Annotated in this window: 22 protein-coding genes and 1 pseudogene; 9 read left to right on the forward strand and 14 right to left on the reverse strand. The window is 69.5% G+C overall.

Annotated elements, in window-relative coordinates:
- Positions 1-18 precede the first annotated feature (18 nt).
- Positions 19-951, forward strand: coding sequence for a CPBP family intramembrane glutamic endopeptidase (locus ACQYVW_RS01470; protein ID WP_434945811.1), 933 nt, complete (start codon positions 19-21; stop codon positions 949-951).
- Positions 942-1,328 (forward strand): YciI family protein, encoded by a 387-nt coding sequence (locus tag ACQYVW_RS01475; protein WP_434945812.1) that lies wholly within the window; start codon positions 942-944, stop codon positions 1,326-1,328. Before ACQYVW_RS01470 ends, ACQYVW_RS01475 begins: the two co-directional genes overlap by 10 nt.
- Before the next feature lie 106 nt (positions 1,329-1,434).
- Here the strand turns inward: ACQYVW_RS01475 and ACQYVW_RS01480 are convergent, their stop codons facing one another.
- From ACQYVW_RS01480 to ACQYVW_RS01490, 3 genes are all read right to left on the reverse strand, one after another.
- Complete coding sequence (locus ACQYVW_RS01480; protein ID WP_434945813.1) at positions 1,435-1,770, reverse strand: YciI family protein; 336 nt, start codon at positions 1,768-1,770, stop codon at positions 1,435-1,437.
- Between the two features lie 143 nt (positions 1,771-1,913).
- Positions 1,914-2,801: a 1-acylglycerol-3-phosphate O-acyltransferase, YihG family gene (yihG, locus tag ACQYVW_RS01485; RefSeq protein ID WP_434945814.1), complete on the reverse strand. Its 888-nt coding sequence runs from the start codon at positions 2,799-2,801 to the stop codon at positions 1,914-1,916.
- A 184-nt stretch (positions 2,802-2,985) separates the two neighbouring features.
- Entirely contained in the window at positions 2,986-4,494 is a 1,509-nt protein-coding gene (locus ACQYVW_RS01490) for a beta-N-acetylhexosaminidase (RefSeq protein WP_434945815.1), read from the reverse strand.
- Positions 4,495-5,253: 759 nt separating this feature from the next.
- Between ACQYVW_RS01490 and ACQYVW_RS01495 the strand changes: the two genes are divergently transcribed.
- Together ACQYVW_RS01495 and ACQYVW_RS01500 are read left to right on the forward strand one after the other, a co-directional pair.
- Positions 5,254-6,315: an ROK family protein gene (locus ACQYVW_RS01495; protein WP_434945816.1), complete on the forward strand. Its 1,062-nt coding sequence runs from the start codon at positions 5,254-5,256 to the stop codon at positions 6,313-6,315.
- A gap of 15 nt (positions 6,316-6,330) precedes the next feature.
- Complete coding sequence (locus tag ACQYVW_RS01500) at positions 6,331-7,413, forward strand: flavodoxin family protein (protein WP_434945817.1); 1,083 nt, start codon at positions 6,331-6,333, stop codon at positions 7,411-7,413.
- 143 nt (positions 7,414-7,556) lie between these two features.
- Here ACQYVW_RS01500 and ACQYVW_RS01505 read toward each other — a convergent pair whose 3' ends face one another.
- Both ACQYVW_RS01505 and ACQYVW_RS01510 read right to left on the reverse strand, forming a co-directional pair.
- Positions 7,557-8,507: a glutaminase gene (locus ACQYVW_RS01505; protein ID WP_434945818.1), complete on the reverse strand. Its 951-nt coding sequence runs from the start codon at positions 8,505-8,507 to the stop codon at positions 7,557-7,559.
- A 158-nt stretch (positions 8,508-8,665) separates the two neighbouring features.
- Positions 8,666-9,622 carry a DUF4344 domain-containing metallopeptidase gene (locus tag ACQYVW_RS01510; protein ID WP_434945819.1) on the reverse strand — a complete coding sequence of 319 codons (957 nt, stop codon included), beginning with the start codon at positions 9,620-9,622 and terminating at the stop codon, positions 8,666-8,668.
- 148 nt (positions 9,623-9,770) lie between these two features.
- On the opposite strand from ACQYVW_RS01510, the gene ACQYVW_RS01515 reads away from it, so the two are divergent.
- Positions 9,771-10,448 carry an NAD-dependent epimerase/dehydratase family protein gene (locus ACQYVW_RS01515; RefSeq protein ID WP_434945820.1) on the forward strand — a complete coding sequence of 226 codons (678 nt, stop codon included), beginning with the start codon at positions 9,771-9,773 and terminating at the stop codon, positions 10,446-10,448.
- A 154-nt stretch (positions 10,449-10,602) separates the two neighbouring features.
- On the opposite strand, the gene ACQYVW_RS01520 is transcribed toward ACQYVW_RS01515, so the two are convergent.
- From ACQYVW_RS01520 to ACQYVW_RS01535, 4 genes and pseudogenes are all read right to left on the reverse strand, one after another.
- Complete coding sequence (locus ACQYVW_RS01520; RefSeq protein WP_434945821.1) at positions 10,603-13,209, reverse strand: TonB-dependent receptor plug domain-containing protein; 2,607 nt, start codon at positions 13,207-13,209, stop codon at positions 10,603-10,605.
- A 225-nt stretch (positions 13,210-13,434) separates the two neighbouring features.
- On the reverse strand, positions 13,435-13,896 hold the full coding sequence (locus ACQYVW_RS01525; protein WP_434945822.1) for a carboxymuconolactone decarboxylase family protein: 462 nt from the start codon (positions 13,894-13,896) through the stop codon (positions 13,435-13,437).
- A 40-nt stretch (positions 13,897-13,936) separates the two neighbouring features.
- Positions 13,937-14,854: pseudogene (locus ACQYVW_RS01530) on the reverse strand (TIR domain-containing protein).
- A 205-nt stretch (positions 14,855-15,059) separates the two neighbouring features.
- On the reverse strand, positions 15,060-16,100 hold the full coding sequence (locus ACQYVW_RS01535; protein WP_434945823.1) for an HDOD domain-containing protein: 1,041 nt from the start codon (positions 16,098-16,100) through the stop codon (positions 15,060-15,062).
- Positions 16,101-16,320: 220 nt separating this feature from the next.
- Between ACQYVW_RS01535 and ACQYVW_RS01540 the strand changes: the two genes are divergently transcribed.
- The 4 genes from ACQYVW_RS01540 to ACQYVW_RS01555 all read left to right on the forward strand — a co-directional run bounded on the left by ACQYVW_RS01540 (position 16,321) and on the right by ACQYVW_RS01555 (position 20,365).
- Positions 16,321-16,749, forward strand: coding sequence for an FKBP-type peptidyl-prolyl cis-trans isomerase (locus ACQYVW_RS01540; RefSeq protein WP_434946247.1), 429 nt, complete (start codon positions 16,321-16,323; stop codon positions 16,747-16,749).
- Positions 16,750-17,225: 476 nt separating this feature from the next.
- Complete coding sequence (locus ACQYVW_RS01545; protein ID WP_434945824.1) at positions 17,226-17,672, forward strand: VOC family protein; 447 nt, start codon at positions 17,226-17,228, stop codon at positions 17,670-17,672.
- 504 nt (positions 17,673-18,176) lie between these two features.
- The gene (locus ACQYVW_RS01550; protein ID WP_434945825.1) at positions 18,177-19,385 is read left to right on the forward strand and encodes a S1 family peptidase; all 1,209 of its coding nucleotides are present in this window, start codon (positions 18,177-18,179) and stop codon (positions 19,383-19,385) included.
- A 176-nt stretch (positions 19,386-19,561) separates the two neighbouring features.
- Entirely contained in the window at positions 19,562-20,365 is an 804-nt protein-coding gene (locus ACQYVW_RS01555) for a DUF4377 domain-containing protein (RefSeq protein WP_434945826.1), read from the forward strand.
- Between the two features lie 166 nt (positions 20,366-20,531).
- Here the strand turns inward: ACQYVW_RS01555 and ACQYVW_RS01560 are convergent, their stop codons facing one another.
- From ACQYVW_RS01560 to ACQYVW_RS01580, 5 genes are all read right to left on the reverse strand, one after another.
- Positions 20,532-20,786 carry a hypothetical protein gene (locus ACQYVW_RS01560; protein ID WP_434945827.1) on the reverse strand — a complete coding sequence of 85 codons (255 nt, stop codon included), beginning with the start codon at positions 20,784-20,786 and terminating at the stop codon, positions 20,532-20,534.
- A 352-nt stretch (positions 20,787-21,138) separates the two neighbouring features.
- Positions 21,139-21,528 carry a cupin domain-containing protein gene (locus tag ACQYVW_RS01565; RefSeq protein WP_434945828.1) on the reverse strand — a complete coding sequence of 130 codons (390 nt, stop codon included), beginning with the start codon at positions 21,526-21,528 and terminating at the stop codon, positions 21,139-21,141.
- Between the two features lie 177 nt (positions 21,529-21,705).
- Positions 21,706-23,466: a LysM peptidoglycan-binding domain-containing protein gene (locus ACQYVW_RS01570; protein WP_434945829.1), complete on the reverse strand. Its 1,761-nt coding sequence runs from the start codon at positions 23,464-23,466 to the stop codon at positions 21,706-21,708.
- A gap of 154 nt (positions 23,467-23,620) precedes the next feature.
- The gene (locus ACQYVW_RS01575) at positions 23,621-23,935 is read right to left on the reverse strand and encodes a hypothetical protein (RefSeq protein WP_434945830.1); all 315 of its coding nucleotides are present in this window, start codon (positions 23,933-23,935) and stop codon (positions 23,621-23,623) included.
- Positions 23,936-24,124: 189 nt separating this feature from the next.
- Entirely contained in the window at positions 24,125-24,961 is an 837-nt protein-coding gene (locus tag ACQYVW_RS01580; RefSeq protein ID WP_434945831.1) for a glycoside hydrolase family 11 protein, read from the reverse strand.
- Positions 24,962-25,327: the final 366 nt, after the last annotated feature.

The raw sequence follows: 25,327 nt of genomic DNA on the forward strand, positions 1-25,327 counted from the left end.
TGGCCTGCCAGGAAACCCATGCGTCCGCCGCCCCGCTCCCTGCTCCCTGCCATCGTGTCGCCCGTGTGGGTACTCGCGGCGGTGGTCCTATATGCGGCCGCGCTGTCGGTCTGGGTGTTCTCGCCGGCCTTTCCGATGCATTGGCTGCGCGAACTGCAGCTGGCGTCGGACGGCTGGATCAACGCCACCCTGATCCTGGCCGCGCTGCTCGGCCTCGGTCAGCTGGGCCTGCTGTTCGGGCCGGGCCGGCAGCGGCCCGCGACCCTCGGCTGGCACCTGCCCGCGATCCGCACCGGCCTGCTGGCGACGCTCGCGCTGTGGCTGGCCATGAACGCATCGACCCTGGTCGCCTCTCGCATCGGCGGAACGCCACTGGCCTGGCACCCGGGCTGGGCCGAGGGTGGCCTGTTGCCCGGCGCCCTGGCCGCGCAGCTGCTGGGGACCGCCCTGCTGGAAGAGACCGTCTTCCGCGCGTGGCTGTGGCCGCAGTTTGCATCGCGCCTCGCCACCCGCCTGCCCTGCCGGGTGGCCTGGGTGCTGGCGCTGGTCGCCTCGCAGGCGCTGTTCGCACTGGCGCATATCCCCGCGCGCATCGCTGGCGGTGCCGGCCCGACCGAGCTGGGCATGGCGATCGCCGGGCTGTTCGTGGTGGGCGCGGTGCTGGCGTTGCTCTACGCCGCCACCCGCAATCTGTTCTTCGTGGTCGGCGTGCATGCGCTGGGCAATGCGCCCACCCTGCTCGCCGAGCCACAGGGGCCATCCCCGACCCTGGTGATGCTGGTCGCGGCGCTGGTGGTCGCCGGCGCATGGGCATATCGCCACTGGCGGCAGGAGGCTTCGCGGGAAACCGCCCGGCCGGCGCACCGTGTCGAGTTCCAGCCCCTCGAATCGTCGTCCACGACAGGCCCGCTGCCAGCGGCCGTGCAGCCAGGAGACGAGCGATGCGGGTGATGGTGCTGGTGAAAGCCACCGAAGACAGCGAGGCCGGCGTGATGCCGACGGCGGAGATGCTGGCGGAGATGGGCCGGTTCAACGAGGACCTGGTCGCGGCCGGCATCATGCAGGCCGGCGATGGGTTGAAGCCCAGCGCACAGGGCAAACGGGTCGCGTTCGACGGACCCCGCCGAACCGTGATGGACGGTCCGTTCACCGAAACGCGCGAGCTGGTCGCCGGGTTCTGGCTGTGGGAGGTCAAGGACATGGACGAGGCCGTGGCCTGGGTCAAGCGTTGCCCCAACCCCATGCCCGGACCGAGCGAGATCGAGATCCGGCCGCTCTACGAGATGGAGGATTTCGCCGGGCTGCTGCCCCCGGACGAAGCCGGATAGACCGCCAGGGTCTCGGGCGGCGCGGTCCGCCCGCAAGAGCCGACTGCGCCTGTCCGCGCGCAGCGCACGCCGCATGCGATCGATGGGCGAGCCCTGCGCCTGACGCCTACACGAAGCGGCGCACCTCCTGCGGCCAGCCGCAGGCTTCCGCCAGCCGCCCGGCCCAGGCCCGTGCAGCCTGCTCGTCGGCCACCCGGATCGCTGCGAATCCACCCAGCCATTGCGGGGTCTGGACATGGCGTCCCTCGCGGAAACGCAAGGCGCCGTGCGCATGCTCGACGCTGAACACGCCCTCCTCCAGCAGCCCGCCGGCCAGCAGATAGATCCCGGCGGCGCGCATGTCGTCGACCACGGCTTCCGCCAGTTTTCCGCGCTCGAGGAGTTCCGCGGCAGTGGGTTCGCCCACCCATTGCTGGTTGAAATAGATGAGGTAGTCGGTCACGCGCGTCTCCCGGTTGGCATGGCCGCCAGGATGCGGCCGTCTTGCAGACGAACGGGTGGCCCGCGTTTCGACACCCCCAGACATCCGCCGCGTGCGCATCCGCAGGCCACTCGCGAACGCGGTGCCGCCGCCGACGCGTTCCGCTAGCCGGGAGCGTCCGCCAGCAGCCGCGCGAGCTCTTCGTCCTTCTCGCGCCACAGGCCGTTCAGCCATTGCTGGAACCGGGCACGCGCCGCACGCTCGTCGCCCTCGCCGCCTTCCGCGAGCGTGACCGGCAGCGGCCGCTGGCGCACCGTCACGCGCACTTCCGGCACGCGGCCGGCCACCAGCTCGATCATGGTCGGCCGCCCGCCGGGATAGGCGATGGTGACGTCCAGGATGCCGTGCAGCGCGTCGCCCATGGCTTCGAGCACATAGGCCACGCCCCCGGCCTTGGGCGTGAGCAGGTGCCGGTAGGGGGAGGACTGGCGCGCGTGCTTCCCGGGGGTGAAGCGGGTGCCCTCGACGAAGTTCATCACCGACACCGGAATCGCGCGGAACTTCTCGCAGGCGCGGCGGGTGGCCTCCATGTCGCGCCGTCCCAGTTCGGGATTGCGTGCGATCTCGGCCCGCGTATGGCGCCCCATGAAGGGGAAATCCAGCGCCCACCACGCCAGCCCCAGCAGCGGCACCCAGAACAGCTGGCGCTTGAGGAAGAAGCGCAGCAGCGGGATGCGCCGGTTGAACACCTTCTGCAGCACCAGGATGTCCACCCAGCTCTGGTGGTTGGCCAGCACCAGGTAGTGGCCATCGATCCGCATGTCGGCGGTGCCGCCGGTCTCCACGCGCGTGCCGGTGAAACGGTCGAGCAGGAAGGTGTTCACCGCGATCCAGCTCTCGGCGAGGCCGGTCAGCAGCGTATTGCAGGCCAGCCGCAGGCGCTGCCACGGCAGCAGTGCCTTGAGCAGGGCGGCTGCCAGCAGGGGCACCACGTGCACAACGGTGCTGGTCGCCACGACCAGCAGGATCAACACCACACGGAGCAACGACATCAGGTGCGCGACGGTCTTGCGGAAAGGTGCGCAGCGTATCGCAAACGCGGCCCGGCGCGCCTCGTCGCGGGCGCCCGGCGCATCCCCTGGCCCCACGCCGGGCCGCCTACAGCGTCGATATCGCCGTCGATGCCGCGCACTCGCGGCATCGACCGGCTGGCAGTTCCGGCGAAACCGCGCCGCTTCAGTCCACGTCGGCGGTGGGGGCGTCCCAGCCCAGGTCCGGTTCGGGGTGATAGGCGATGCCCATCGCGTCCAGATGCGGCCGCAACGCGCCCATGCGCCGCACGAAACCTTCATAGCCGCGCTGCGAGGCAGGACTCCAGGCCAGCTCCGCGGCGGCAGCCAGGCGCGGCCACAGGCGGTTGTCCGCGGCCGCTTCGGTGTGCACCAGTTCCGTCCACAGCGCCGCCTCGATGCCGACCGCGGTCCTGAATGGTGCCGGGTCGAAGCTGTACATCCGCGCCAGCGGCACCCCCTCCTTGCGGCACCAGTCGTAGGTCTGCGGTTGCCCGGCATAGTTGCCATGGTCGATGTAGAAGTACGAGCACGGCGACAGGATCAGCGGATGTCCCTTCGCCACCGCGGCACTGATGTCGTAGCTGTCGTTCCACAGCTGCAGCAGGACGTCGGGCCTGGTGTCCGCCACCGAGCCTTCCTCCCAGGCGATCGCGGTGCGCCCCATCTCCTCCACCATCGCGGCGGTGCGCGCCACGAAGTCGGCGTACAGCGGATGCTTGATCTCGTCGCCGCCGATGTGGATCTCCCTGGACGGGAAGATCGCCACGACCTCCTCCAGCACGTTGCGCACGAAGGGATACACCACCTCGGGCTTGTCCAGGCACAACACGCTGAAGCCGACCTCCAGGCCCGAGTACGGCGCCAGGTTGTCCTCGTCGTCGCAGGCCAGTTCGTTGTAGGACGCCAGCGCCGCCTGGACATGGCCGGGCACGTCGATCTCCGGCACGATGGTGATGCCACGCGCCTGCGCGTAGGACACGAGGTGGCGCAGTTCGTCCTGCGTGTACCAGCCGCTCTGCCCGCCCTGCACCGCGCTCGCGCCGCCGATCTCCACCAGCTTCGGGTAGCGCTTGATCTCGATGCGCCAGCCCTGGTCGTCGGTCAGATGCAGGTGCAGGCGGTTCAACTTAAACAAGGCCATGCGGTCGAGCGTTTTTTCGACGTAACCGACCGGCAGGAAACTGCGCGCCACGTCCAGCGACAGCCCGCGCCAACGGTAGGCGGGCGCATCGGCGATCTCCAGCCGCGGCAGCAGCACGCGTGGCTGCCCGCTCGCGGGAAGCAGCTGGCGCAAGGTCTGTACCGCATGCAGCAGGCCGGTGTCGTTGCGCGCGCTCAGCTGGATGTCGTCGGCCACGACCAGCCGATACCCCTCTTCTCCGAGGGCGGGATCGTCGCTCAGCTGCAGGCGGATGCGGGGACTCGATGCCGCGGTGAATGCGATACCCAACCCGTCCAGTGCCGCCTGCAGCGTGCGCGTCGCGTTTGGCGCGGCGCGATCGGCCTCCAGCCCGATCGCGCCTGCGATCTCCAGACTGCCGGAACGCAGCTCCACGGACTGCGGCACCGGCACGAGGTGCAGCGGCGCATCGGCGGCATCCACCGGCGTGCATGCGCTGCAGGCGATGGCCATCGCAGCAACCAGTTGGAACAGCAATGCGCTGGGTTTCATGGCCATTCTCATCTCGTCAGTCGACCGTGCGGCGGTGGAAGGCAGCCTGCACTGTCCTTGCTGATCGGTCGAAAGTCCACCCCGTTCGTGGCGCGATCTGTGCTGCGCAACCGGACCTGCGCAGGACATCCACTGTCCTGTCCGGCGACCGCGACGTCGCCGCGCACCCGTCGTCGGAGCCGGGTGGTGCGTCACCGATCGCATGCCATGGCAGGCCACGACGCCGCCGATGCCAGGCGTGGCGCGCGGGCGACGCCTGGCACGCGCTGGGCACCGACAGGACGGGCGATGGCTTCGGTCTGGCCCGGTCTTCCAGTGGCCGCCACCGGCTGACCCGAAGCCGCGTCGCCGCGTTCGAGCACGAAGGCCTCCCGGCCTCCGGCAGCGACGATGCCATCATGGCCCACGACCGGCGAATGCGCGAACACTAACGGGCGACGGATCGTGCGCGGTTGGGCGCGCGGGCGCTCTGTGTTCCCCCGCAATGCGCGCTCGCCGCGGGCCGGCCGGCGGCGACGGCGTGGCGACCCATGGCCGCATCACCATCGCGGGCACGGCCGTGCCCGCGTGGGCCGGATTTCGACAGCTCGCCTGCTGCGCAAGGCCGGTACGCGGAGCGTGCCTCCCGGCCCTTCGGGCGCGCGTGGCCCCGTGTTTCCGCCCGACCGGGACCGAGGCAGTCCCGCATGCCAGCGGCGCGTCAACCCGGGCCTCACCCGCGCGCCGCTAACGTGCGCCGAACCCGTCCGGATCCCGTCCATGGCACCGCCTCCCAAGCCCAGCCCCTCCTCTCGCGACGACCGGGGCCGGCACGGCGCGATGCATCTGCCCGGTTTGAGCATCGACGACTACAGCCTGCGCCTGCGCGACCCGGACGGCGAAGGCTTCCTCGGCGACCGCGCCAGCCAGACCGCCTTCCGGGCCATGCTCGATACCGCCCGCGCGCGCCACCTGCACGGCCGCGACCCGTTCGGCAAGACGCCGACGCCGGAGGTGGGCAAGGACGAGATCGACCTGGTCCTGGTGGGCGGCAGCCCCGATGCCGCGCATGCGGTGCACCTGGCCGTGGAGGAGTACGCGCGCCAGCTGTGCTATGTCGTGCGCGTATTCATGGCGCAGCCGCAGTGGAAGGGCGTGGAAGGCATCGTCATGGGCGGCGGCTTTCCCGAGCACGAAACCGGCGCGCTCGCACTGCGGCGCGCGATGTGCCTGCTCGATCTGGCCGATACCGGCGTCACCCTGCATCCGCTGGCTCATGATCCGGACGAAGCCGGTCTGCTCGGCTGGGTGCCGCTGTTGCCGGACGATGCGCGTCGCCACGACGCCTTCCTGGCGGTCGATGTCGGCGGTACCAACATCCGCTGCGGCATCGTCCAGCACCGCCTGCACAAGGATGCGCACGGCGGCAAGGCCCGCGTGATCGAGAGCCTGAAGTGGCGCCACGCCAGCGACGATCCGGGCCGTGAGGAAGCGGTCGCGCGCATGGCCGCCATGCTCAACGGGCTGGCCGCGTTCGCACGCACCCTCGGGCTGCGGCTCGCGCCCTTCGTCGGCATCGCCTGCCCCGGCCAGGTGGAAGCGGACGGCAGCCTGTCCTCCGGCGCGCAGAACCTGCCGGGCGATTGGGAGCGACCGTTCCACCTGCCCGACGCACTGGCGCCGCGCCTGGACGCGGTGGATGGCAGCACGCCCCGCGTGGTGATGCACAACGATGCCGTCGTCCAGGGACTGAGCGAACTGCGCCACATGCGCAAGGCGAATCGCTGGGCGGTGCTGACCATCGGCACCGGCCTCGGCAACGCCACCTACACCGTCCGCTGATCCCGGAGCCGCCCGATGTCCGATACGCCCACGCCGGCGCCCCGCAAGGGGCAGCCCGACCCGCAGCTTAGCCGCGAGGAGTTCGAACGACGCTACCGTGCCGCCTTCCGGGATCCGGCCTTCGATCCGCTGCGCGCTGCGATCGACCAGCTCGCGGCCGTCGCCTGGGACGCCTATCGCGAAGGACGCAAGGCCCCGCACACCCGTGCGGCGGGGCCGGGCTTCCACGATCCGGACTATGCGCTGTCGGACGAGTGGCGTGCGGCGCATGAAGCCATCCAGGACGCACAGGCGCGACAGCGCAGCCCCCTGTCGCGCGACCGCATCCTGCTCATCTGCGCCTCGCCGCGCAGCGAACACACCTGCCCCGGCGAAATGTCCAAGAGCTGGCGACTGCTGGAGGCCGCGCGCCTGGCGGCGCAGGAAGCGGGCGCCGACTGCGACGTACTCGAGCTCAATCGCCTCGCTTCCGAGTACGGCCGCGTGATCCATCCCTGCAAGGGTTGCGTGTCGACGGCGATGCCGCTGTGCCACTGGCCCTGCTCGTGCTATCCCAACCACGGCCTGGGCCAGCACCACGACTGGATGAACGAGATCTACGTGCGCTGGGCCGAAGCGCACGGGGTGCTGATCGTGACGCCGGCGCACTGGAACCAGGCCACCTCGCCGCTGAAGCTGATGATGGACCGCCTGGTCTGTGCGGACGGCGGCAACCCCGACCCGACCACCACCTGGGGGAAGAACGCGGACCGCGCCAAGCGCATCGAACTCGACGGCTGGGACTACCCGCAGCACCTCGCGGGCCGGGCGTTCGCCGTGCTGGTGCACGGCGACAGCGAGGGCACCCAGGCGGTACGGCATGCGCTGGCCGACTGGTTGCGCGGCATGGGCCTGGTCGATGCGGGCGCGATGTCGCAGCTCGACCGCTATATCGGCTACTACGACCCCTATGCCACCAGCCACCAGGCGCTCGACCGCGACCAGGCCTTGCTCGAGGAGAGCCGCAACGTCGCGCGCGCCCTGGTCGAGCGCATCCGCCAACTGCGCGCAGGCCAGCGCGAACCGGGTGCGGAGCTGCAGGCACCGCGCCAGAAGTAGGCACGGCCTGGACCGGGCAACTGCCATCGCGCCATTACCGACGCATCAGGCCAGGCACAACGGCCAGGCCGACAGCGCGCGGCCGGCAGCCGGCAGCCAGGATCGCCGGCATCCGTCCGCGGACGGTCCTGCGCCGCGATCGATCAGAAGACCGACAGACCGGTCATCCGGGTGAAGCGGTGCAGCGCATAGCGGCCGAGCAGCGAGTTGCCCTTGCTGTCGAGGCCCGGCGACCAGACGCACAGGCCCATGACCCGCGGCACGACGGCAACGATGCCGCCGCCCACCCCGCTCTTGGCCGGCAACCCCACGTAAAAGGCGAAATCGCCTGCGGCATCGTAGGTGCCTGCCGTCATCATCACCGAGTTGATGCGCGTGGCGCCCTCCGCGCTGGTGACCTGCAGGCCCGAGGACGGGCAGCGCCCGGCGTCGGCGAGATACTGCACGCTGCGGGCCAGGTCCACGCAATCCATGCACAGCGAGCACTGCAGGTAATAGAAGTCCAGCACGTCCTGCACGTGGTTGTGCAGGTTGCCGTAGCTGCGGATGAAGTTGGCCAAGGCCACGTTCCGGTAGCCGCTCTCGCGCTCGGATTTCGCCACCACCTCGTCCGTCCCCACCTCCGGGTTGCCGGAGCGCGCCCGCATGAACTCCAGCAGCACGCGTTCGGCCTCGTCGAAGTGCGACAGGATGACATCGGCCGTCACCAGGGCACCCGCGTTCATGAAGGGATTGCGCGGGATCCCCTTCTCGTGCTCGAGCTGGATGAGGGAATTGAACGGATCGCCCGAGGGCTCCCGGTCCACACGCGTCCACAGCCCGTCGCCGACCGCTTCCAGCGCCAGGGTCAGGGTGTGCACCTTGGAGATGCTCTGGATCGAGAACCGCTCGCGCGACTGCCCCACTTCGTGGATGGCGCCGTCCAGCAGCGCCAGCGCCATGCCGAAACGGTCGCTGGGCACGTCCGCCAGGGATGGGATGTAGTCGGCCACCTTGCCTTCGCCGAATCGCTGGCGGACCTCCTCATCGATGCTGCCGAGGATGTCGTCCAGGTCGAACCGGCCCAGGTCGGCCGCCTGCGGGGATCTGCGCATGCGCGCGCCTTGGATGCGGGGTTGCCGCGGACTCTAGGCATTGGAATGTCAGCGCTGCGTCGCGCTCCGCCACGGCCGCACCGTTGCCGAGCCGCCGGTTCGCATGCAGGGCATCGATGTCCTGCCTGACGCAACCCCTGCCGCCGCGGCACTCCAGCTCACCGCGAGTGCGGCGGCGCGGCGAGCGCGGATTCGCGCAGATAGCGGGCCGCCTCCTCCGCGTAGAGTTCATGGCCCGGTGCGAGGTGCGGCAGCAGCAGGCGCAACCAGGCGCGGCTGACCAGGCGCGTCTCGCGCGCGCAGCCCCTGGCCCGCGCGGCGGTCAGGTCGCCGGTCTCGACCATGCCCGCGAATCCGGCCGGGTCGGTTCCGTAGATCAGGCACTGCAGGTTGAAGTACCGCTGCTCGCCCAGCGCGTGCTCGTCGGCGTAGGCGTCGAGGTTGTAGGCGCCGGTGCTGCGCGAAAGCATCCAGTTGGCCGCCATGCGCAGCTCCCCGATCACCTCCTCCGGCGTCTCCTCGCGGCCGCTGAAACGCAGCATCAGGATCGCCGCCAGCTGGTCCACCGCGTCTTCCTGTCGCCCGGTGATCGGCAGGTCCAGCAGGTGCACCAGCGCGTGGCCGGTTTCGTGCAGCACGATGAAGCGCACGTTGGCGCGTACGTAGCGCAGCGGATGGCCATCGTCCAGGCCGAGCGCCCGCTGGTGCGCCTGTCCACGTTCGTAGAGCGTGCGCAGGGTTTCGTAGCACAGCACCACCTCGGCGTCGTCGGGGCGGTAGAAGGCGCCGAACTCCCCGCATTCCGCGGTCACGTAACGCAGCCGTCGCGGCAGTACGAACATGCCGTCGATCGCGCGCACCGCCGGCAGCTGCCGGAGCAGGTCGGCCTCGCGCACGCGCAGGTGGATCTCCTGCAAGCCGGGCGATCGCGGCGCCGCGTAGACATACTCGAACGCAGGCACGGGAACAGCGTCGCCGGTGCGGATCGTCGCGGCCGGGGCGGCACCGGACCCAGGCGCCACCGCTACGACCGCGACCGCCTCGCGCGCCGCCGCGGCCGTCCAACCCGCCGCCAGCACCAGCAGCAGCACGCTCGTGCGCCATGTCGGGAACATCGGATCAGGTCGGGTCGTTGCGCACTGCGGGAACGAGAGAGTAAGAGAACCGGCGGCCCGGTCCAAGCCGACCGGCCTCAGCGCCCTCGCCGCCGACCTTCGCGCGCCCGGCGCTAGACTGCGCACGGCCCCACGCCAGGAGATTGGCATGCGCATCCTGATGACAGGCGCGACCGGACTCGTCGGCCAGGGCGTCCTGGCCGAAGCGCTCGCCGATCCGGACGTGACCCGGGTCGCGGTGCTTGGACGCCGTGCGCTCGGCCACCCCGACCCGCGCGTGCGCGATCTGCCGGTGGAGCGCTTCGACGCACTGGGGCCCGTGCTCGACCGCCTCGCACCGTTCGACGCCTGCTTCTACTGCGCCGGCGCGCCGCCATTGGGGACGCCGGAAGCCGCATACCGGCATGTCACCATCGCCCTCACCCTGCACGTGGCGCGCGCGTTCGCCGCGCGCAATCCGGCGGCCCGCCTGCTCTACATCTCCGGTGCCCACGCGGATCCCGGAAGCCGGTGGATGCCGATGCGCGTCAAGGGCGCCGCCGAGTCCGCGCTCGGCGCGCTGGACATCACCACCGTGATGCTGCGCCCTGGCGGCATCCAGCCCAGCCATGGCCAACGCAGTCCCCATGGCTGGATGCGGCCGTTCTACGTGGTCGCTGGCCCCCTGATGGGGCTGGGCGTGCGACTGGCGCCGGGCATGATGACCAGCACCTCGCATCTCGGCCGGACGATGCTGGCGCTCGCGACCATGCCATCACCGCCTGCGGTGGTGGAGAACGCCGCGATCAACCGTCTGGGCATGGGTCATGCGCAACCCGGCGACTGACGCCGGATGGTGCTGCACAGCTGCGATCCAGCGCCATGGCCCGCCGCCTTCCTCATCCGGACTGAAACCGGCCGCCGAGCGCGGCCCGGCGACCAGATGCGGGCGGGCATGCGGGCCGCCGGCATCCGGCGACCCGCCCTGGGACCGCGCGTGCTCAGAACCTGTATCCGACCCGCGCGTAGTAGAAGCCGCCATTGAAGCCGTACGGCGCGTGCACCGGATAGCGCGCGCCGGCGACGCCACCCCACGGGTTCTCTTCAGGCACCTCGTCGAACAGGTTCTGCGCCCCGAGGTTGAAGTACAGGCCCGAGTCGAACTTCCAGCCAACCTCCGCATCCACCGTGACCGCACTGTCGCCATGAATGGGCAGGCCGCCGTCTTCGGCCAGGATCACGTCGCTGTCGAGGTGATCCTCGTAGAAGCCGCCGTAGTAGTTGAGCCGCAGGTTGGCGTTGAAGATCCCGCGCTGGTGGCTCACGCCGAGGTAGCCCTTGGTGCTGGGCAGCGATTCCTCCAGCTTCTTCACCCGCGCCTCGGAAATGATGCCCGGGGTGAAACTGTCCACTTCGGTCCGGTTCCAGTTGGCCGCGAGCGAGTACGTGGTGTCGCCGCCGAAATGCTGCGCGGTGAAGCTGGTGACCAGGTCGACGCCGGTGGTGGTGGTGTCGAAGTCGTTGACGAAGAAGCCCACGCGGCTGAGCGTCGCCGCCTCGCTGATGCCCGCGGCCACCAGCGCCGCGCGATCGGCGTCGGTCAGGGTGAAATCCGTGCTGCGCGCGATGCGGTCGGTGACCTCGATGCGGTAGGCGTCGAGCGTGGTCTGCCAGCCCTCCCCCACCCAGACCAGGCCCAGCGACGCGTTCTTCGATTCCTCCGGCGTCAGCGGCTCGGCGCCGTAGAACGCGGCGACGGGGTTGGTCGGTGGCAGGGTGGCGGTGTCGCGCAGTTCGCCGTCGATGAAGGCGCTGGTCACCTGGCTCACGTTCGCCTGCCCTGGCGTCGGCGCGCGGAAGCCCGTGCTGAGCGCGCCGCGCAGGGCGAAGGCTTCGCTGAAGTCGTAGCGGCCGGTGAGCTTCCAGTTGGTGGTGCCGCCGAAGTCGCTGTAGTCCTCGTGACGCACGGCAGCCGCCAGCAGGAACCGTTCGGTGAACCGCGCCTCGAGGTCCACGTACAGCGCCCAGTTGTCGCGGCTGAAGTCTCCGGCGATGCGCGGGTTGAACCCGGGAAACCCGTTCGAGCCGATGCTGAAGCCCTGTTCGGTCAGCGGCCCGATCGCATGCGAAGGCAGGTCGCCGGCCTTGATCTCGAACTCCTCCTCCCGCCATTCCGCGCCCATCGCCAGGCGGATCGGGCCCTCGGTGAATCCGGTCTCGATGTCGTGGCCCACATCGAAATTGAAGTTGCGCTCGGTCTGCACGTTGCCGCCGGGGTTGAAGCGCAGGTCCGGCGGCTGCTCCGGGCCGCGCGAGGCATTGACCGTGTTCAGCAGGAAGAAATCAACGACGTTGCGGCCCCAGGATGCGCTGACGTCCCAGCTCCAGCTGTCGGCCCACATGCCCTTGGCGCCCGCGGTGATGGCCTGGTCCTCCATTTCGCCGCCGAAGCTGGGCGTGAAGCCGCCCGGCAGGCCGTCGAGGAAAGTGAAGCAGCCCTCCGGCAGCGCGTCGACCTGGGGGCCGACCGTGGCGTAGGGAATCAGATTGCCGTCCGCGTCGCGCAGTGCGATCGTCGGGCAGGCGCCACCGTCGAGCGACCCGATGAGCAGCGTCTGCCCGCCGTCGTTGGAATACACGCCGGCGCGCGAGGTGGGATCGCGGTAGTAGAAGCCACCGATCACCTCGCGCTTGGCGTAGTTGCCGAACACGTACAGGTCCGCCGCCTCGGTGGTGATGCCGGCATTGGCGACGAACTTCAGGTCGTGGTCGGTTTCGGGCGATCCCCAGACCTGCACCGGGTTGGCGACGCCGGGGTAGCCTGCGGCTGCCGCGGCCGCGGCATCGTCGCGCTGTACGCTGCGCGAGGTGGCGTCGGCGGCACGCCACTCCGCGGTGAGCGTAGCGAAACCATTGGCCGTGAGCGGAAACCCGACCTGCGCGGAGTACTGCTGGGTGAAGCCGTCGCCATCGTAGAACTCGCCGGCGAAGGCTTCCACCGTACCGCCCGCGTCCAGCCGCTTGAGCTGGAAGTTGACCACGCCGGCGATCGCGTCGGAGCCGTATTGCGCGGCGGCGCCGTCGCGCAGCACCTCCACCTGTTCCAGCGCCAGCGAAGGGAAGACCGAGATGTCCGGACCCTGGGCTCCGTCGGACAGGCCATGGCCGAGGAAGGTGATGACCGCCGCGCGATGGCGGCGCTTGCCGTTGACAAGCACCAGGGTGTTGTCCGGCGGCAGCCCGCGCAGGTTGGCCGGACGCACCAGGGTGGCGGCGTCGTCGATGGGAATCGTGCTGACGTTGAACGAGGGGATCAGCGTGCGAAGCTTGTCGAGCACATCCACCGAGGGCTGGTTGTGGAACTGCTCGCCTTCGATGATGTCGATCGGCACCGCCGAACTGGTTTCCGAACGTGGATTGGTGCGCGAACCGAGCACGGAGACGGTGTCGAGAGTGGTGGCCGCCTGCGCTGCGGGAGGCGTCTGCGTCTGCGACTGCGTTTGCGCCGTAGCGGTGCCTGCAGCCGAAAACAGGGGCGTGACCAGCGCCAGCGCGACGCCTGCAGACAGAGAATTGGGCGCCAGGCGGCGCCAGGGAATGATGTGCATCGTGGAATTCCTTCTCGCTTCGTTGAATGGGGACCCGCTCCGTGGCCGCCCCTGTACCGGCCTGACTCGCGTTTAACAGGAAATTAATGAACTTGGCAATATCGCGCGTGCCCTGGCTGCGCCTGGGTTCATGTCGGTGCTATGACGGGCCATGTCGGTCCACCGGTAGGGACCAACAGGCGGCTGCCGCGCCCGTTGCCAACCCGGACGGCATGGACCGGCTCTTCAGGCGTGCATGCGTGGCCGGCAGGACCCAGCTTCCGAGCGGAAGGCGATGGCGACGCGGTTCCAGGCGTTGATCGCAGCCACGGCCCAGGCGAGGTCGGCGAGCTCCCTGTCGGTGAACTGGTCGCGCGCGGCCTCGTAGACCGGATCTGGAACATGCCCTTCGGTGATGTTGGTCAGGGACTCGGTCCATGCCAGCGCGGCACGCTCGCGATCGCTGTAGTACGGCGCTTCGCGCCACGCGGCCAGGCCGTACAGGCGCTGTTCGCTCTCGCCGGCCGCGCGGGCATCCTTCCAGTGCATGTCGATGCAGTAGGCGCAGCCGTTGATCTGCGACGCGCGCAGCTTGACCATGTGCAGCAGGCCGCGCTCGATGCCGGCATCGTGCAGATAGGCCTCCAGCGCCATCATCGCCTTGTAGCCGCCGGGCGCGGCCTTCCAGTATTCCATTCGCGGTTTCATGGGGCTGTCTCCGTCGTTGTTCCTCCCGCCATCCGGCCGATCAACTGCTCCTGACCGACTGCCATGCCGCGACCCGCTCGGCGATCAGGCGTGCGCGTGCCTGGTGGTCGCCGCCGTCCATGACGCTGACGTCGTTCGCATCCGCCCGCAGGTAGACGCCGGACGTGCGCGCATGCACCTCGTCGCCATGCGTGGTGAAGTAGCCCGTGGCACGCTCGGCGGATTCCAGGCGGACTTCGCCGGTGCCCTCCAGCTGCGGCGCGTCGGGATGCAGCGGCCGCTCGCCCTTCCAGTAGTAGAAGATGCCCGCGGCCTGTCCTTTCTCGCGCGTCGCCTCGCTCCAGTAGCGGGCCGACAGCGCGCCATCTTCCTGCCAGGCACGGCCGGTCATCTCCAGCGCGCCGTCGCGGCCACGTGCGATCCGCAGCAGTCCCAGCACCGACGGCTCCTGCTCTGTGCGCCGGGTCAGCGAGTACTGCCACCACAGGCCCTCGATGCGGCTGGCGCGGCCTGCGACGTCGATCGCGTTGCGCAGCTTCGCGCAGATGCCCTCGATCTCGGCTGCGGCGGTCGAGCCGTCGTAGCGCACGCAGGTCAGCCCAAGCAGGTCGGTCGGCAGCTTGGCGCCGCTGGCGTGCAGGATGAAGGTGCGGCGCATGCCGAGGATCCCGCCGAACAGGCCGGCCTCGAACACCACGTTGTCGCGCGGCGAGGCCTGGCCCGGCGCCGATCAAGCGGCGCCCGGATCGTGCGTGGTCCAGTCGTCCTGCGCGAACACGAAGGCGGCGAAGTCCACCTGCCGCGTCAGCTCGAACAGCCGCTCCAGTGTGGTCGTCCCGGGGTTGAACGAAGTGGTCCAGGGTTCCACCCGCGCGACGTCCTCGAGGCCTCGCGCCAGCGCCTGCAGCAGGTCGGCCTGCTTTCCCGACGAGCCCAGGAAGATCAGGGGCTTCTCCATCGGAATCCTCCTCGCAGCCGCCAGGCCGCCAGACCCCCGTCGCAGGCATCCTACGCCGATTGGCGTGCCGATACAGCCGCAAAAGCGAGGGGTCGGAGCGCCGCCATCGTCCCTTCATGCAGCGTCGCGCTGCGGCGGAAAAATCCGTAGCTTCGGGAGACCAGGGCCTGCCCGACGCGCCCGTGGAAGCAGCTGAAGTCCGGGCTCAGCCCGGGCCGTCGCTGCCGGCGATCGACAGCCTGTCCGCGGCCTGCGCACGGCTCAGGCGCAGCGCTTGGCCAAGCTCGCCCAGGCCATCGTCCCCGGTGCCCTCGGCCAGTTCCTCCAGCGCACGCTGCATCCGTGACGACAGCCCCCAGTCCGCCGAGATGGAACGCGCGCAGCGCGCCGACCAGGTATCGAGCAGCGCCACCAGCGCATCCAGGGCAGGCGCGCCGTGGCCGCGCTTGCCCCAGGTATCGCGCAGCACCTGCACCACCACCACCGATCCCAGCCCGTACAGCAGCGCCAGCAGCTGCCTTGCATGAAGTTCATCGCGCGTGGCCGGCCCGGCCGGGCGGCTTGCGATGTCCGCCGACAGCAGGGTGTGGTCCCACAGCAGTGCGGCGCAGCGGGCGAACGCGCTGCCGTCGTCGGCGATCACCGGCTGCAGCAGGGCCGCCATCGCCGTCCGGCGCAGGCCCTCGGTACCGAGCAGCGTCACCGCCCGCTCCAGCTGCTCGACCGGCACGCCGCGCCGGCGATAGAGCGCGCTGTTGGCGATGCGCAGCAGGTTTCCGGCCAGCGCCGGATCCTGGCCCAGGATCGCAGCGATGGACTGGGCGCTGGCGGCGGGATCGTTGATCGCGCGGGTGAGCTGCGGCAGCAACTGCGGACGGCGCGGGGTGTAGCGTGGATGCGCGTCGATGCGCGCGAGCACGTCGACGGCGGCGGCCTCTACCTCCGCCTGCGCGGCGTCGGCTGCGCCGGGTGCGGTCCCCGCCTCCGCAAAGGCGCGTGCGCACAGCCACTCCAGGATCTGCCGTTCCGTCGCGGGCGTGGCATCCCCTGGCGGCGCGGCGCGCGCGGCGCGCGCGGCGTGCAATCTATGGTCGTCGGCCGCCTGCCGCGCGGCGGCGCCCCGGGGTGTCGCGTCCATCGCCGATACCGCAGGCTTCACGCCGACGCGTCGGGCGCGCGCGAGCAGCCAACCGGCGACACCCAGCACCAGCACCGCGGCAAAGACGGCAATCCACGACGTCGGCATGGCCTTGTTCATCCGGAATGACCGGGTCCCCACCCGGCTGTGGCGCATATTCAAGCATGCGGCAGGGCGCCGCGCGTGTCCGTACGGCCTCGGCCAAGACGGGCGGCCGCGCACCCTGCCGCAGCGCTGCGCACAATCCGGCCGCGTGGAACGAGGGAGTGCGCAATGCCGGCTATCCTGTGGTTCCGTTCGCAGCGCCGCCCATATGAGCACCCGCCCGATCCGCCACGCCGCCCTCCTGTCCTGCCTTCTGCTGGTCGCCGCCTGCGGTGGACCGCCGCCCTACACCGGAGGCGACGTGGCGGAACTGCAGCGCATCGACGTGACGGTGGGCGAAGGCGACGCAGCCACCGCCGGCGACGAAGTCAGCGTGCACTACACCGGCTGGCTCCACGACCAGAACGCGCCCGGCAAGCGCGGTGCGCAATTCGACAGCTCGCGCGATCGTGGGCAGCCCTTCGTATTCAAGCTTGGCACGGGACGCGTCATCCGCGGCTGGGACGAAGGCATCGCCGGCATGCGACCGGGCGGCAGGCGCGAGCTGCACATTCCCGCATTCCTCGGCTACGGACAGGACGGCGCCGGCAACGTGATCCCGCCGGGCGCCTCGCTGGTGTTCGAGGTAGAGCTGCTCGACATCCGGCGGTAATACCGCCGTCCTAGGGACAAGGCACGCGCCCCCGGAGGGCCGCCCCCCAACCCCGCTGCCTTGGCCACCGACTGGGAGCGGATGGTGTACATGGCCGAAGAGGCGCTGTAAGAAGCCAAGCGCAGCGGCCGCGGCCAGTGGCGTGAGACGCCGTTCGGAACCGGGTAGCCGGGCCGACCTTGAGCCTGGTCGAAGCTCCCGCGACGCCCCCGCCCGCTCCTGCCGACCGTCGGAAACCGCTGCGTTCCTGATGGAGGAACGGCGGCTCCCGGCCGAGTATCTCCGGCTGTCGAAACCGGGCCCCCTGATCCGTCTGCAACCAGGATGTGAGTCGTTTCCCGCAGGGCACACGCGGCACGACGGCATCCAGCGCTGCGCTGTCGCCTCCCGCCCTGCCCCCAGGTTGTGCGGCAGCTGCCCACGGGCCCCCGGCACCCGCCGCCGGGCCGGATTTTCCACCAGCAAGAGGAACCGAGATGAAGATCGTCACCAGCCTGAGCTTCCAGGGACAATGCCGGGAGGCCTTCGAGTTCTATGCCGCCGTGCTGGGCGGCAGCATCACCGCGGCGATTCCCTACGGCGATGGGCCGCCGGACATGCCGATCACCGATCTGAAGTACAAGACCTGGCTCATGCACTGCTGGCTCGACGTCGGCGACCAGTCCCTGATGGGCGCGGACATGGACGTCGATTGGGCGCCCGGCATCGACAAGCCGAAGAACGGCTTCGACGTCACCCTGCACACGAGCGACATCGAGCAGGCCAGGCGCTGGTTCACGCAACTGTCCGAAGGTGGCCGGGAGGTGATGCCGTTCGCCGAAACCTTCTGGTCCCCGGGCTTCGGTTCGCTGGTCGACCGCTTCGGCGTGCCGTGGATGGTTAACACGGTGCCGGTCGCGGGCTGGGCGCCGAAACAGGACTGAGCGTGGCGCATGGGTGCCGCCGCGGGCGCGGCACCGGTTTAGACGCAGCGTAGCTGGGCGCTGCACCACACGGCCGTCGCGGCGATCGCCCGACGGCCCGTCTTTGCGCGCATCATCCGGCCTCCCAACTGGCGCGGCCCGTCTGCAAGGTCTGCGCTTGCGCTGGCGGAAAGAACTTCTTCAGAGATCGCGGTCGCGTGCACCAGTCGCGCGGGCGTACGCCCGCAGCTGCGGCGGCAGCATTCACCTTCATGACTCAGCGCTTCCACGCAATGGGATGACTACCGCATAGGCCGGATTCCAAAGGCCAGCCCGATGTCGCACCGATGACAACGCTGCACACCGCATGCGGCTGTGAGCCCTGACACGAATTCACATCGGCGTATGCGCTTGACTACGTTCGTCGCCGCGAGATGGACGATTGCGGCGACACCTTCCCCCCGACGCGCCGTGCATCGACCGCCCCCGCGGTCGTCCCCATCTTGCAAGTCAAGGAGACTGTTCATGAAGGACTTCCTGTTCCCCCGCCGCCGCAGGCTCGGACACGCCGTGCTGTTGTCGCTGACGACGGCTGCCGCAGCGATACTGCCCGCCGCTGCCGTGTCCGCAAGCGATGCGTTCGACCCCGCGCTCAAGGCCGCGATCGAGCGCGATCTGGGCATCGCGCCGACGCAGGCCGCGCAGTACCTGCGGACCGAGCGCCAGGCCGAGCAGAACGAGGCGCTTGCAAAGCGGCAGCTGGGCGATGCCTACGCCGGCAGCTGGATCGAGCGCCGCGACGACGGCCGCTTCGTCTACGTGGTGGGCGCGAGCGGACTGTCGGCGGCGAAAACCTTGCTGCCCGCCGACATCGAGGTGCGCAACGTGCGCCACAGCCTGAAGACGCTGGAAGCGACGAAGGCCGCGCTGGACGACATGGTGCTGCAATCGCCCAAGGGACTTGCGGCGCTGCAGGGCGTGCACGCCTGGCACGTGGATCCGCAGAGCAACAGCGTGGTGGTTTCGGTCGCTTCCGACGCGATGGCCAAGGGCATCGACCTGGTCGCGCGCAGCAGGGCCGACGCAGGCACCATCCGCTTCGAGACCATGGTCGGCCAGCCGGAACTGTTCGCCACCATCCGGGGCGGCATCGAGTACGTGATCAACAACCAGTATCTGTGCTCGGTGGGGTTCCCGGTGACGCGCGGCAGCACCAAGGGCTTCGCCACCGCTGGGCACTGCGGCAACGCCGGCAACAGCGTCAGCGTGGCCAACCAGAACGTGGGCTCGTTCGCGCAGTCCAACTTCCCCGGCAACGACCGCGCCTGGGTGCAGGTGGGCAGCGCCCACACGCTGCAGCCCTGGGTCAGCAACTGGAGCGGCGGCAATGTCGTGGTGCGCGGCAGCACCGAGGCGGCGACTGGCGCCTCGCTGTGCCGCTCCGGTCGCACCACCGGTTACCGGTGCGGCACCATCACCGCCAAGAACGTCACCGTGAACTACGCCGAAGGCAGCGTGTTCGGGCTCACCCAGTCCAACGCCTGTGCCGGCGGCGGCGATTCCGGCGGCTCCTGGATCACCGGCGCGGGACAGGCGCAGGGCGTGACCTCCGGTGGCAACCGTGCCGCGGGCAGCAACAGCAACTGCAGCCTGCCCGCCTCGCAGCGGCGCACCTACTTCGACCGGATCAACCCGATCCTGAGCCAGTACGGCCTGAGCCTGGTTCGCGGCTGAGGCAAGGCGGAGGCGCGCCGGAACGCGCGCCTCCGCATCAGCGGCATGGCTGCCATACGGCGTCCCTCGCGACGCCGGAAACGTGCGGAAGACGGAACCCTCGGGGGTACCCTTCGCGGACAACCCCGATCGACGTGCTCGTCCGTTATTCCAGGGACCCTGCCACTGGAGCCGCCATGCGCACTTCCGCCCTGATCCTCGTTCCCGCCCTGCTGCTGGCCACGGCCTGCGCTCCCGCGCCCCGCGCGCCGGACGGCCCCGCCACGCCCCGATCGCCCGCATCCGCGACGCAGTTCGATGCCGCGCGACTGTCGGGATACCACTGGCGCCTGGTCGAGGCGACCCGCGCGGACGGCACGCGCATCGACGCATTGTTCCCGCGCGCCGACCGCCCACTGCAGCTCGACTTCGCCGATGGGCGGGTCGGCGTCTCCAATGCCTGTAACCGCATCGGCGGCAGCTATGTAATCGAGGGCGATCTGTTCACCACCGGCGACCTGGTGCAGACCCTGATGGGCTGCACCGACGACGCGCTGATGCAGTCGGACGCTGCCATTGGCGACCGCCTCCGCGCCGGCGGCCGCCTGCGCTTCGACGATGGCGGCGCGCTGGTGCTGGCCACGGCCGACGGCGACACCCTGCGTTTCGACGCTGTACCCACCGCCGCCACGCGTTACGGCGGCGCGGGCCAACGCGTGTTTCTCGAGGTTGCCCCGCAACGCGTGCCCTGCCCGCACGCGATGATCCCCGACTACGAATGCCTGCAGGTGCGCGAGATTTCCTACGACGAGAACGGCCTGCGCCAGTCCGCCGGCGACTGGCAGTTCCTGTACCAGGACATCGAGGGCTACACCCACGAACCCGGGGTGCGCAACGTGCTGCGGCTGGACCGCTTCGACATCGCCAATCCGCCTGCGGATGCCTCGTCGATTGCCTACGTGCTGGACATGGTGGTCGAGTCGGAGGTGGTGGACCGTTGATCCATGACCTGGCGCAGAGCCGTGCCGCTTGAAGATGTGGTGTCCGCCCGCCGGCCAGGCCGCGGCGGACACCATTCGAGTCCGCGGGGCTGGAGCCGAAAGCCTGTGCCGAGCGGATCGTAAATCCCCGGCGATCGGGCTCCATCGCTTGCCGTCCTGGCTCTGGCTACGCACGCAGCCATCGCGACATCCTCGGATAGCGCGTTGCACCGTCTGCAGGGGCCGTGTCGCCGATGGTCGTCATCCCTGCCTGTGCCAAGCCGAACGCACCCGGGTACACGCCCAGGGAGAACATGAGGATGAGCCGGTCCGATGCGCCCTGGTAGCCACCGCCGTGGAACAGCACGGCGGGATCCAGCTGCAGATGGACGAGCGCGGCATAAGCCCATGCGGTGGCTTCGACCTCGGTGGCGTACTCCACGCCAGCCGGCACATCGATGCCGCATGTGCTCCGCTGCCCGGTGCGGATCGTAACGCGGGAGCCGGCCCCGCACACCGGCCCAACGGGGAGCGCGCACCCTCGCCAGTGCCCCGCGTGCCCGTCGCTGCCTCGTGGCGATCGTCCATAACGGAGACGGCGCTGGATCGATGTCGATCCAGCCCCGGCGTTTCGACAGGACCGCTCCGACTCCCGGGAGCGATCCTGATCGGATCGGCGTCAGAGAATTAGCGCGCCGCTTGGCCCAGCACTTCCTGGTAGTCCGCGTTGTGGTAGGCCACCACGCTGCGGGCGTTGTCTGCGCTCGCCCCCGCACTGCGTCGATGCGCAGCCGTCAGGCCAGATCGGTCTGGATCCAGCGGGGCGAATGATGGATGTCAACCGTCTGCAGGCGGCCCGGCCCGAGATTCTCGAATCTGTGCGGAATACCGGCAGGGCCCAGCACGATCTCGCCAGCGGCGGCCTCGATGACCGTCCCCCCGACGAAAAACCGGGCACGCCCCTGGACGACGATGAAGGTCTCGTCGTATGGATGCACATGAAGGCCCGGCCCGGCGCCCGGCGTGTCCGTTCCGTAGGCAAGCACGGTCACCGCGCCGCCCATGGCAATGCCTTCGATGGATCCGCGCCACGGGCCCCCGACGCCCGGATCGAACAGCCGTGCCTTCGTCGGGGCACGCCCGTGCGGGGCGACTGTCGAAGGGTCGAAATCCTTGCGGGCCATGCGGAATCCTCGGACGGAACGGACCCGCAACGTTACTGTGGCGGCGCCGCGTTTGAAACGGTTGGCGCGGCACCGACCTGCAAGCGGACCTGTCGGCCGCCGCAGCGCTCACCCGCGCACCGTGGTCACAGGCCGTACCAGCGACGCGCCTGCGCCCCGCCTGCCGCTCGCGCGCGCTTACTTCACCGTCACGCTGGCATCGATCCGCGCATACGCGCCATTGGTGATATCGCCGTCTGCGCCGCTGGAAATCTCGAACAGACGTTCGGCGAACCCGTAGCTGTCGCCGCCGAGGTTGCGGGCCATCGCCACCGCGAAATCGAAGGTGCTGTTGACCGGCATGTCGTCCTCGCCGCCGGTCAGCAGCCGCAGCGTGTCCAGCCCGCTCTCGTTCGCGGCGGCGGCCGCGGTGGTCTGCCCGTGCAGCGCCTGCATCTGCGCTTCGGTGAAACTGATGGTCATGGTCTTGCCCGCCTGTGCAGGGCCGCTTTCGCTGCCGCCGGTGAGCGCCCAGTTGAGCAACTGCGTATGCGAGTTCTCGCGCGATGCTTCGGCCTCCGCATCGCTGCGCCCCCACATGTTGTCCCACCAGCTCAGATCGACCGTGTGGTCGGTGCTGACCTTGAACTCGTAGCTGCGCTCCGACGTCACCTCATGGCCGGCCGCGTCGAAACGCTGCGTCACCTGCAGCGGCACGTTGCCCGAATACTGCAGCTCGGTGGTGAAGGTGTAGGACCCGTCCGGATAGGTGGTCCTGACGAAGGTGCCGGTATTCTGCGCGCCCGCCAGGTTGGCCTGCACCGGCCCAAGCTCCAGCAGGGCGCGCGTCTGCGAGGAATAGTCGATGCGCTCGATGGTGGCCACGTCGTCCACGCCCGCCGTCTCGTGCGCCACCTGGCCGGTGGCCACGAAGTGCGCGTACGCCGCCTGCCCATCGGGATTGGACAGGTCGAAGGTGGCCGTGGCCAGCGTCGAACCGCCGAGGTTGTCCTGCCGGCCGAGCATCGCGGAGGCGATCTCCGAACGCAGACCGATGCCGTTGAACGCCTCCACCGCCTGGTTCGGGCCCATGGTCACGCGCACGTCGTTGCCGTCGCGGGTCACCGCATAGGTCACGCCAGCGGCGTCGGTGACATTGGTCTGCACGCCGATATGACGGAACGATCCTGCCAGGCTGCCCTGGGTGAAGTTCTGCCCGTCCATCATCACCGTCGCGCCGTCCGGGATCGTGGTCGGATCGAAGGGATTCACGCGCGCGGCGGCCTCCGCGCTCTGGTCCTTGCCCGGCAGCAGCACCTTGTAGCGCGCGCGGGTGCCCGCACCGACGCTGGCCTCGCCCTCGACCAGGCCACGGCTGGTGCGGTTCTGGCCCTCGACGTTCGTCGAGTGGGTGAACTGCACCTCGACGGTGAACTCGGTGTAGTCCTTGCCGTCGATGTTCTTGTTGACCTGGCCTGCGGTCACCGCGCTTTCGGTACGGGCCGAGTACTGCAGCGGCGACTGGTCCGTCTGCCCTGGCGGGGTGACGATCTGTGTGCCGGTGAGTTTGATGCTGCCGTCGCCAGGGTTCCAGGTCACGCTGCCGGCGGCGTGCTGGCCCTCGCCGGTGACGGTGTACTCGCTCTTGGGCGAGGGATAGGTGGGATTGGGAACGAAGTCGCTGCCAGCCGGATCCTCGACGACGCTCTGCGATGCGGCCGGGATATTGATCGTCTCCCCGGTCAGCAGCAGCTCGCCGCCGCTCTGCGCCGCATCGCGGCGACGCGCCGACGGATCCTGGAACACCTCCGGATTCGCCTCGCGCAAGGCCTGCTGGGTGATCCCATAGCGCTCGGCCAGGTTCTGCACCGTATCGGTCGCCGAGACCACGTGTGTCTGCGCCTGCGCGCTTGGCTGCGGGAAGTGACCGCCGCCGCCATCCATCGCCATCACTGCCATCGCCCAACTCCTCGGATCCGGGGCACTGCACATATGATTGCGGAGGGACGTCGGTGCGGACACCTCGGGATAACCCCAGGGAGCGCGAGGCGCCTTGACACGCTCGCGCAGCCGAGCGTGGCGTTGGCGCCCTGCAGCCCTTGCCGCGCTCCGGCTATTCGCTCACTGGCCTGCAGCGCTGGCGTGACTGGCTCCAGCCACCTTCGACGCGGTGGGACACGTAGCCACCGATACAGGCCTGTCCCTGCCCGGCCTTCCGCGCCTCGACAGGCCCGAGGTAGGCGGGATGCGGGCGCACCGGGGCCGGCAGGCCGGCGCGAGGCTGCTGCGGGCGCGGCTCATTCGCCTGGATCGAGGGGATGGCCATCAGGGAAACAATTTTTTGTTCAAGTTCCCCTACGGCATGTCGGACAAGCATGACCGTGACCAGCGACTGCAAGACGCCATAGAGCACGAGCGCCGTCAGCACCGCGCCGACGATCCGCCAGACGGAGTGCCGGCTTCCTCACGACGGGAGAAGTGTCGGACCTCTTCATCGCGGAACCGTACGTTGCTGAAGTCGATCTTGTCCTCATCCATGCTCAACACCCCTTGCACCGAAGTTGATGGCTCCACTGCAGTGCGGTCTCAAACACACCTTGCGGATCAGGCGGAGCAGTTACTCCCCCGCCTCCCAGACGCGGCCCGACACCGTCCCTCCCTTTTCCACCATGAACACCTCGACCGCGAACACCTGGTAGGTGGGATCGTCGCTGGCGTCGAAGTTGTCCATGTCGGGCAACTTCCAGCCGTTTCGCTCCCAGGCATCGGCGTGGTCGGCGAAGACGATCTTGTGGTCGACGCCGAGCGGCAGCTGCTCCTTGGGCACGCTCCAGTACTGATGGAACGTGGCGGTGTTGTTGATCGAGGGCTTCTGCGTGCGGACCGTGCGCCAGGTGGTGTACTCCACGCCGTTGCTGACGAACGAGACGCCCTGCTCGCCGCCCTGCCCGGGCGTGCGCACGCCGCGCTGGATGACGTAGTACTCCACCAGATGGGCGGGATCGGCGGGATCCATGTCCATGTCGTAGCCCCAACCGTAGAGGGTCACGTAGCTGGCACCCGAATCCTCGTCGAGGCGATAGCCGATCACGCGATCCCGGTCGCCGCGCTCCCAGCCCGGGCCGCCGACGTAGTTGTAGTCGCCACCCACCCAGTCGATGCTGAAGTTGCCCTGCCCGTCCAGCTTGAACAATGCCTCGCCGCCATCCTTCCAGTGGGTGAAGAACACATCGTCTACGTGCCCGGTGGCGTGGCTCTGGGTAAGCAACGTCTCGCCACTCACGCGCCCGGTATAGGCCTTGAACTTGCTGATCGGCGGCTTGCCCTGCGCCGGGGCGTCGGGTTCGGGCTGTGCGACACCAGCCGCGGCGTCCGCGGCGGGAGGCGACCCGCAAGCGGCGGTCGCGAGGATCAGGGCGGCGGAGAGGACGGTTTTGGCGGGGCGATAGGTCACGGGCTGCTGTGATGTTCGTTGGAGAGGGGTGTGCAGCATGGCCCGACCGCGGCATCAAGCCAAGGGCGCTGGTTCTGAAGTGGAATCACGAGGCACTACGGGGCACGAACGTACCGGCCAGAGAACAACACAGGTGTCGGGGACAATGGCTTGCATCACCCGCGACGGCAGGCGCCCTCGCGCTGCCGTTCCCAGATCAACGCCAGCATTCGGACTGGCAGTCGGGAAGCAACGGACCTGTCTCTTTCGCCGGCTTCTGCCATCGGCAGACAGCAAGCTGCCCAGCTTGCCGAACCCACGAGTCGACCGAGCCGGGGGCATCGGCTGTACGGACTCCGGCCGCAGGGCCAACACGACCCCTGCCAT

It is taken from the genome of Luteimonas campi, from assembly GCF_051162505.1.
Taxonomy (GTDB): Bacteria; Pseudomonadota; Gammaproteobacteria; order Xanthomonadales; family Xanthomonadaceae; genus Luteimonas.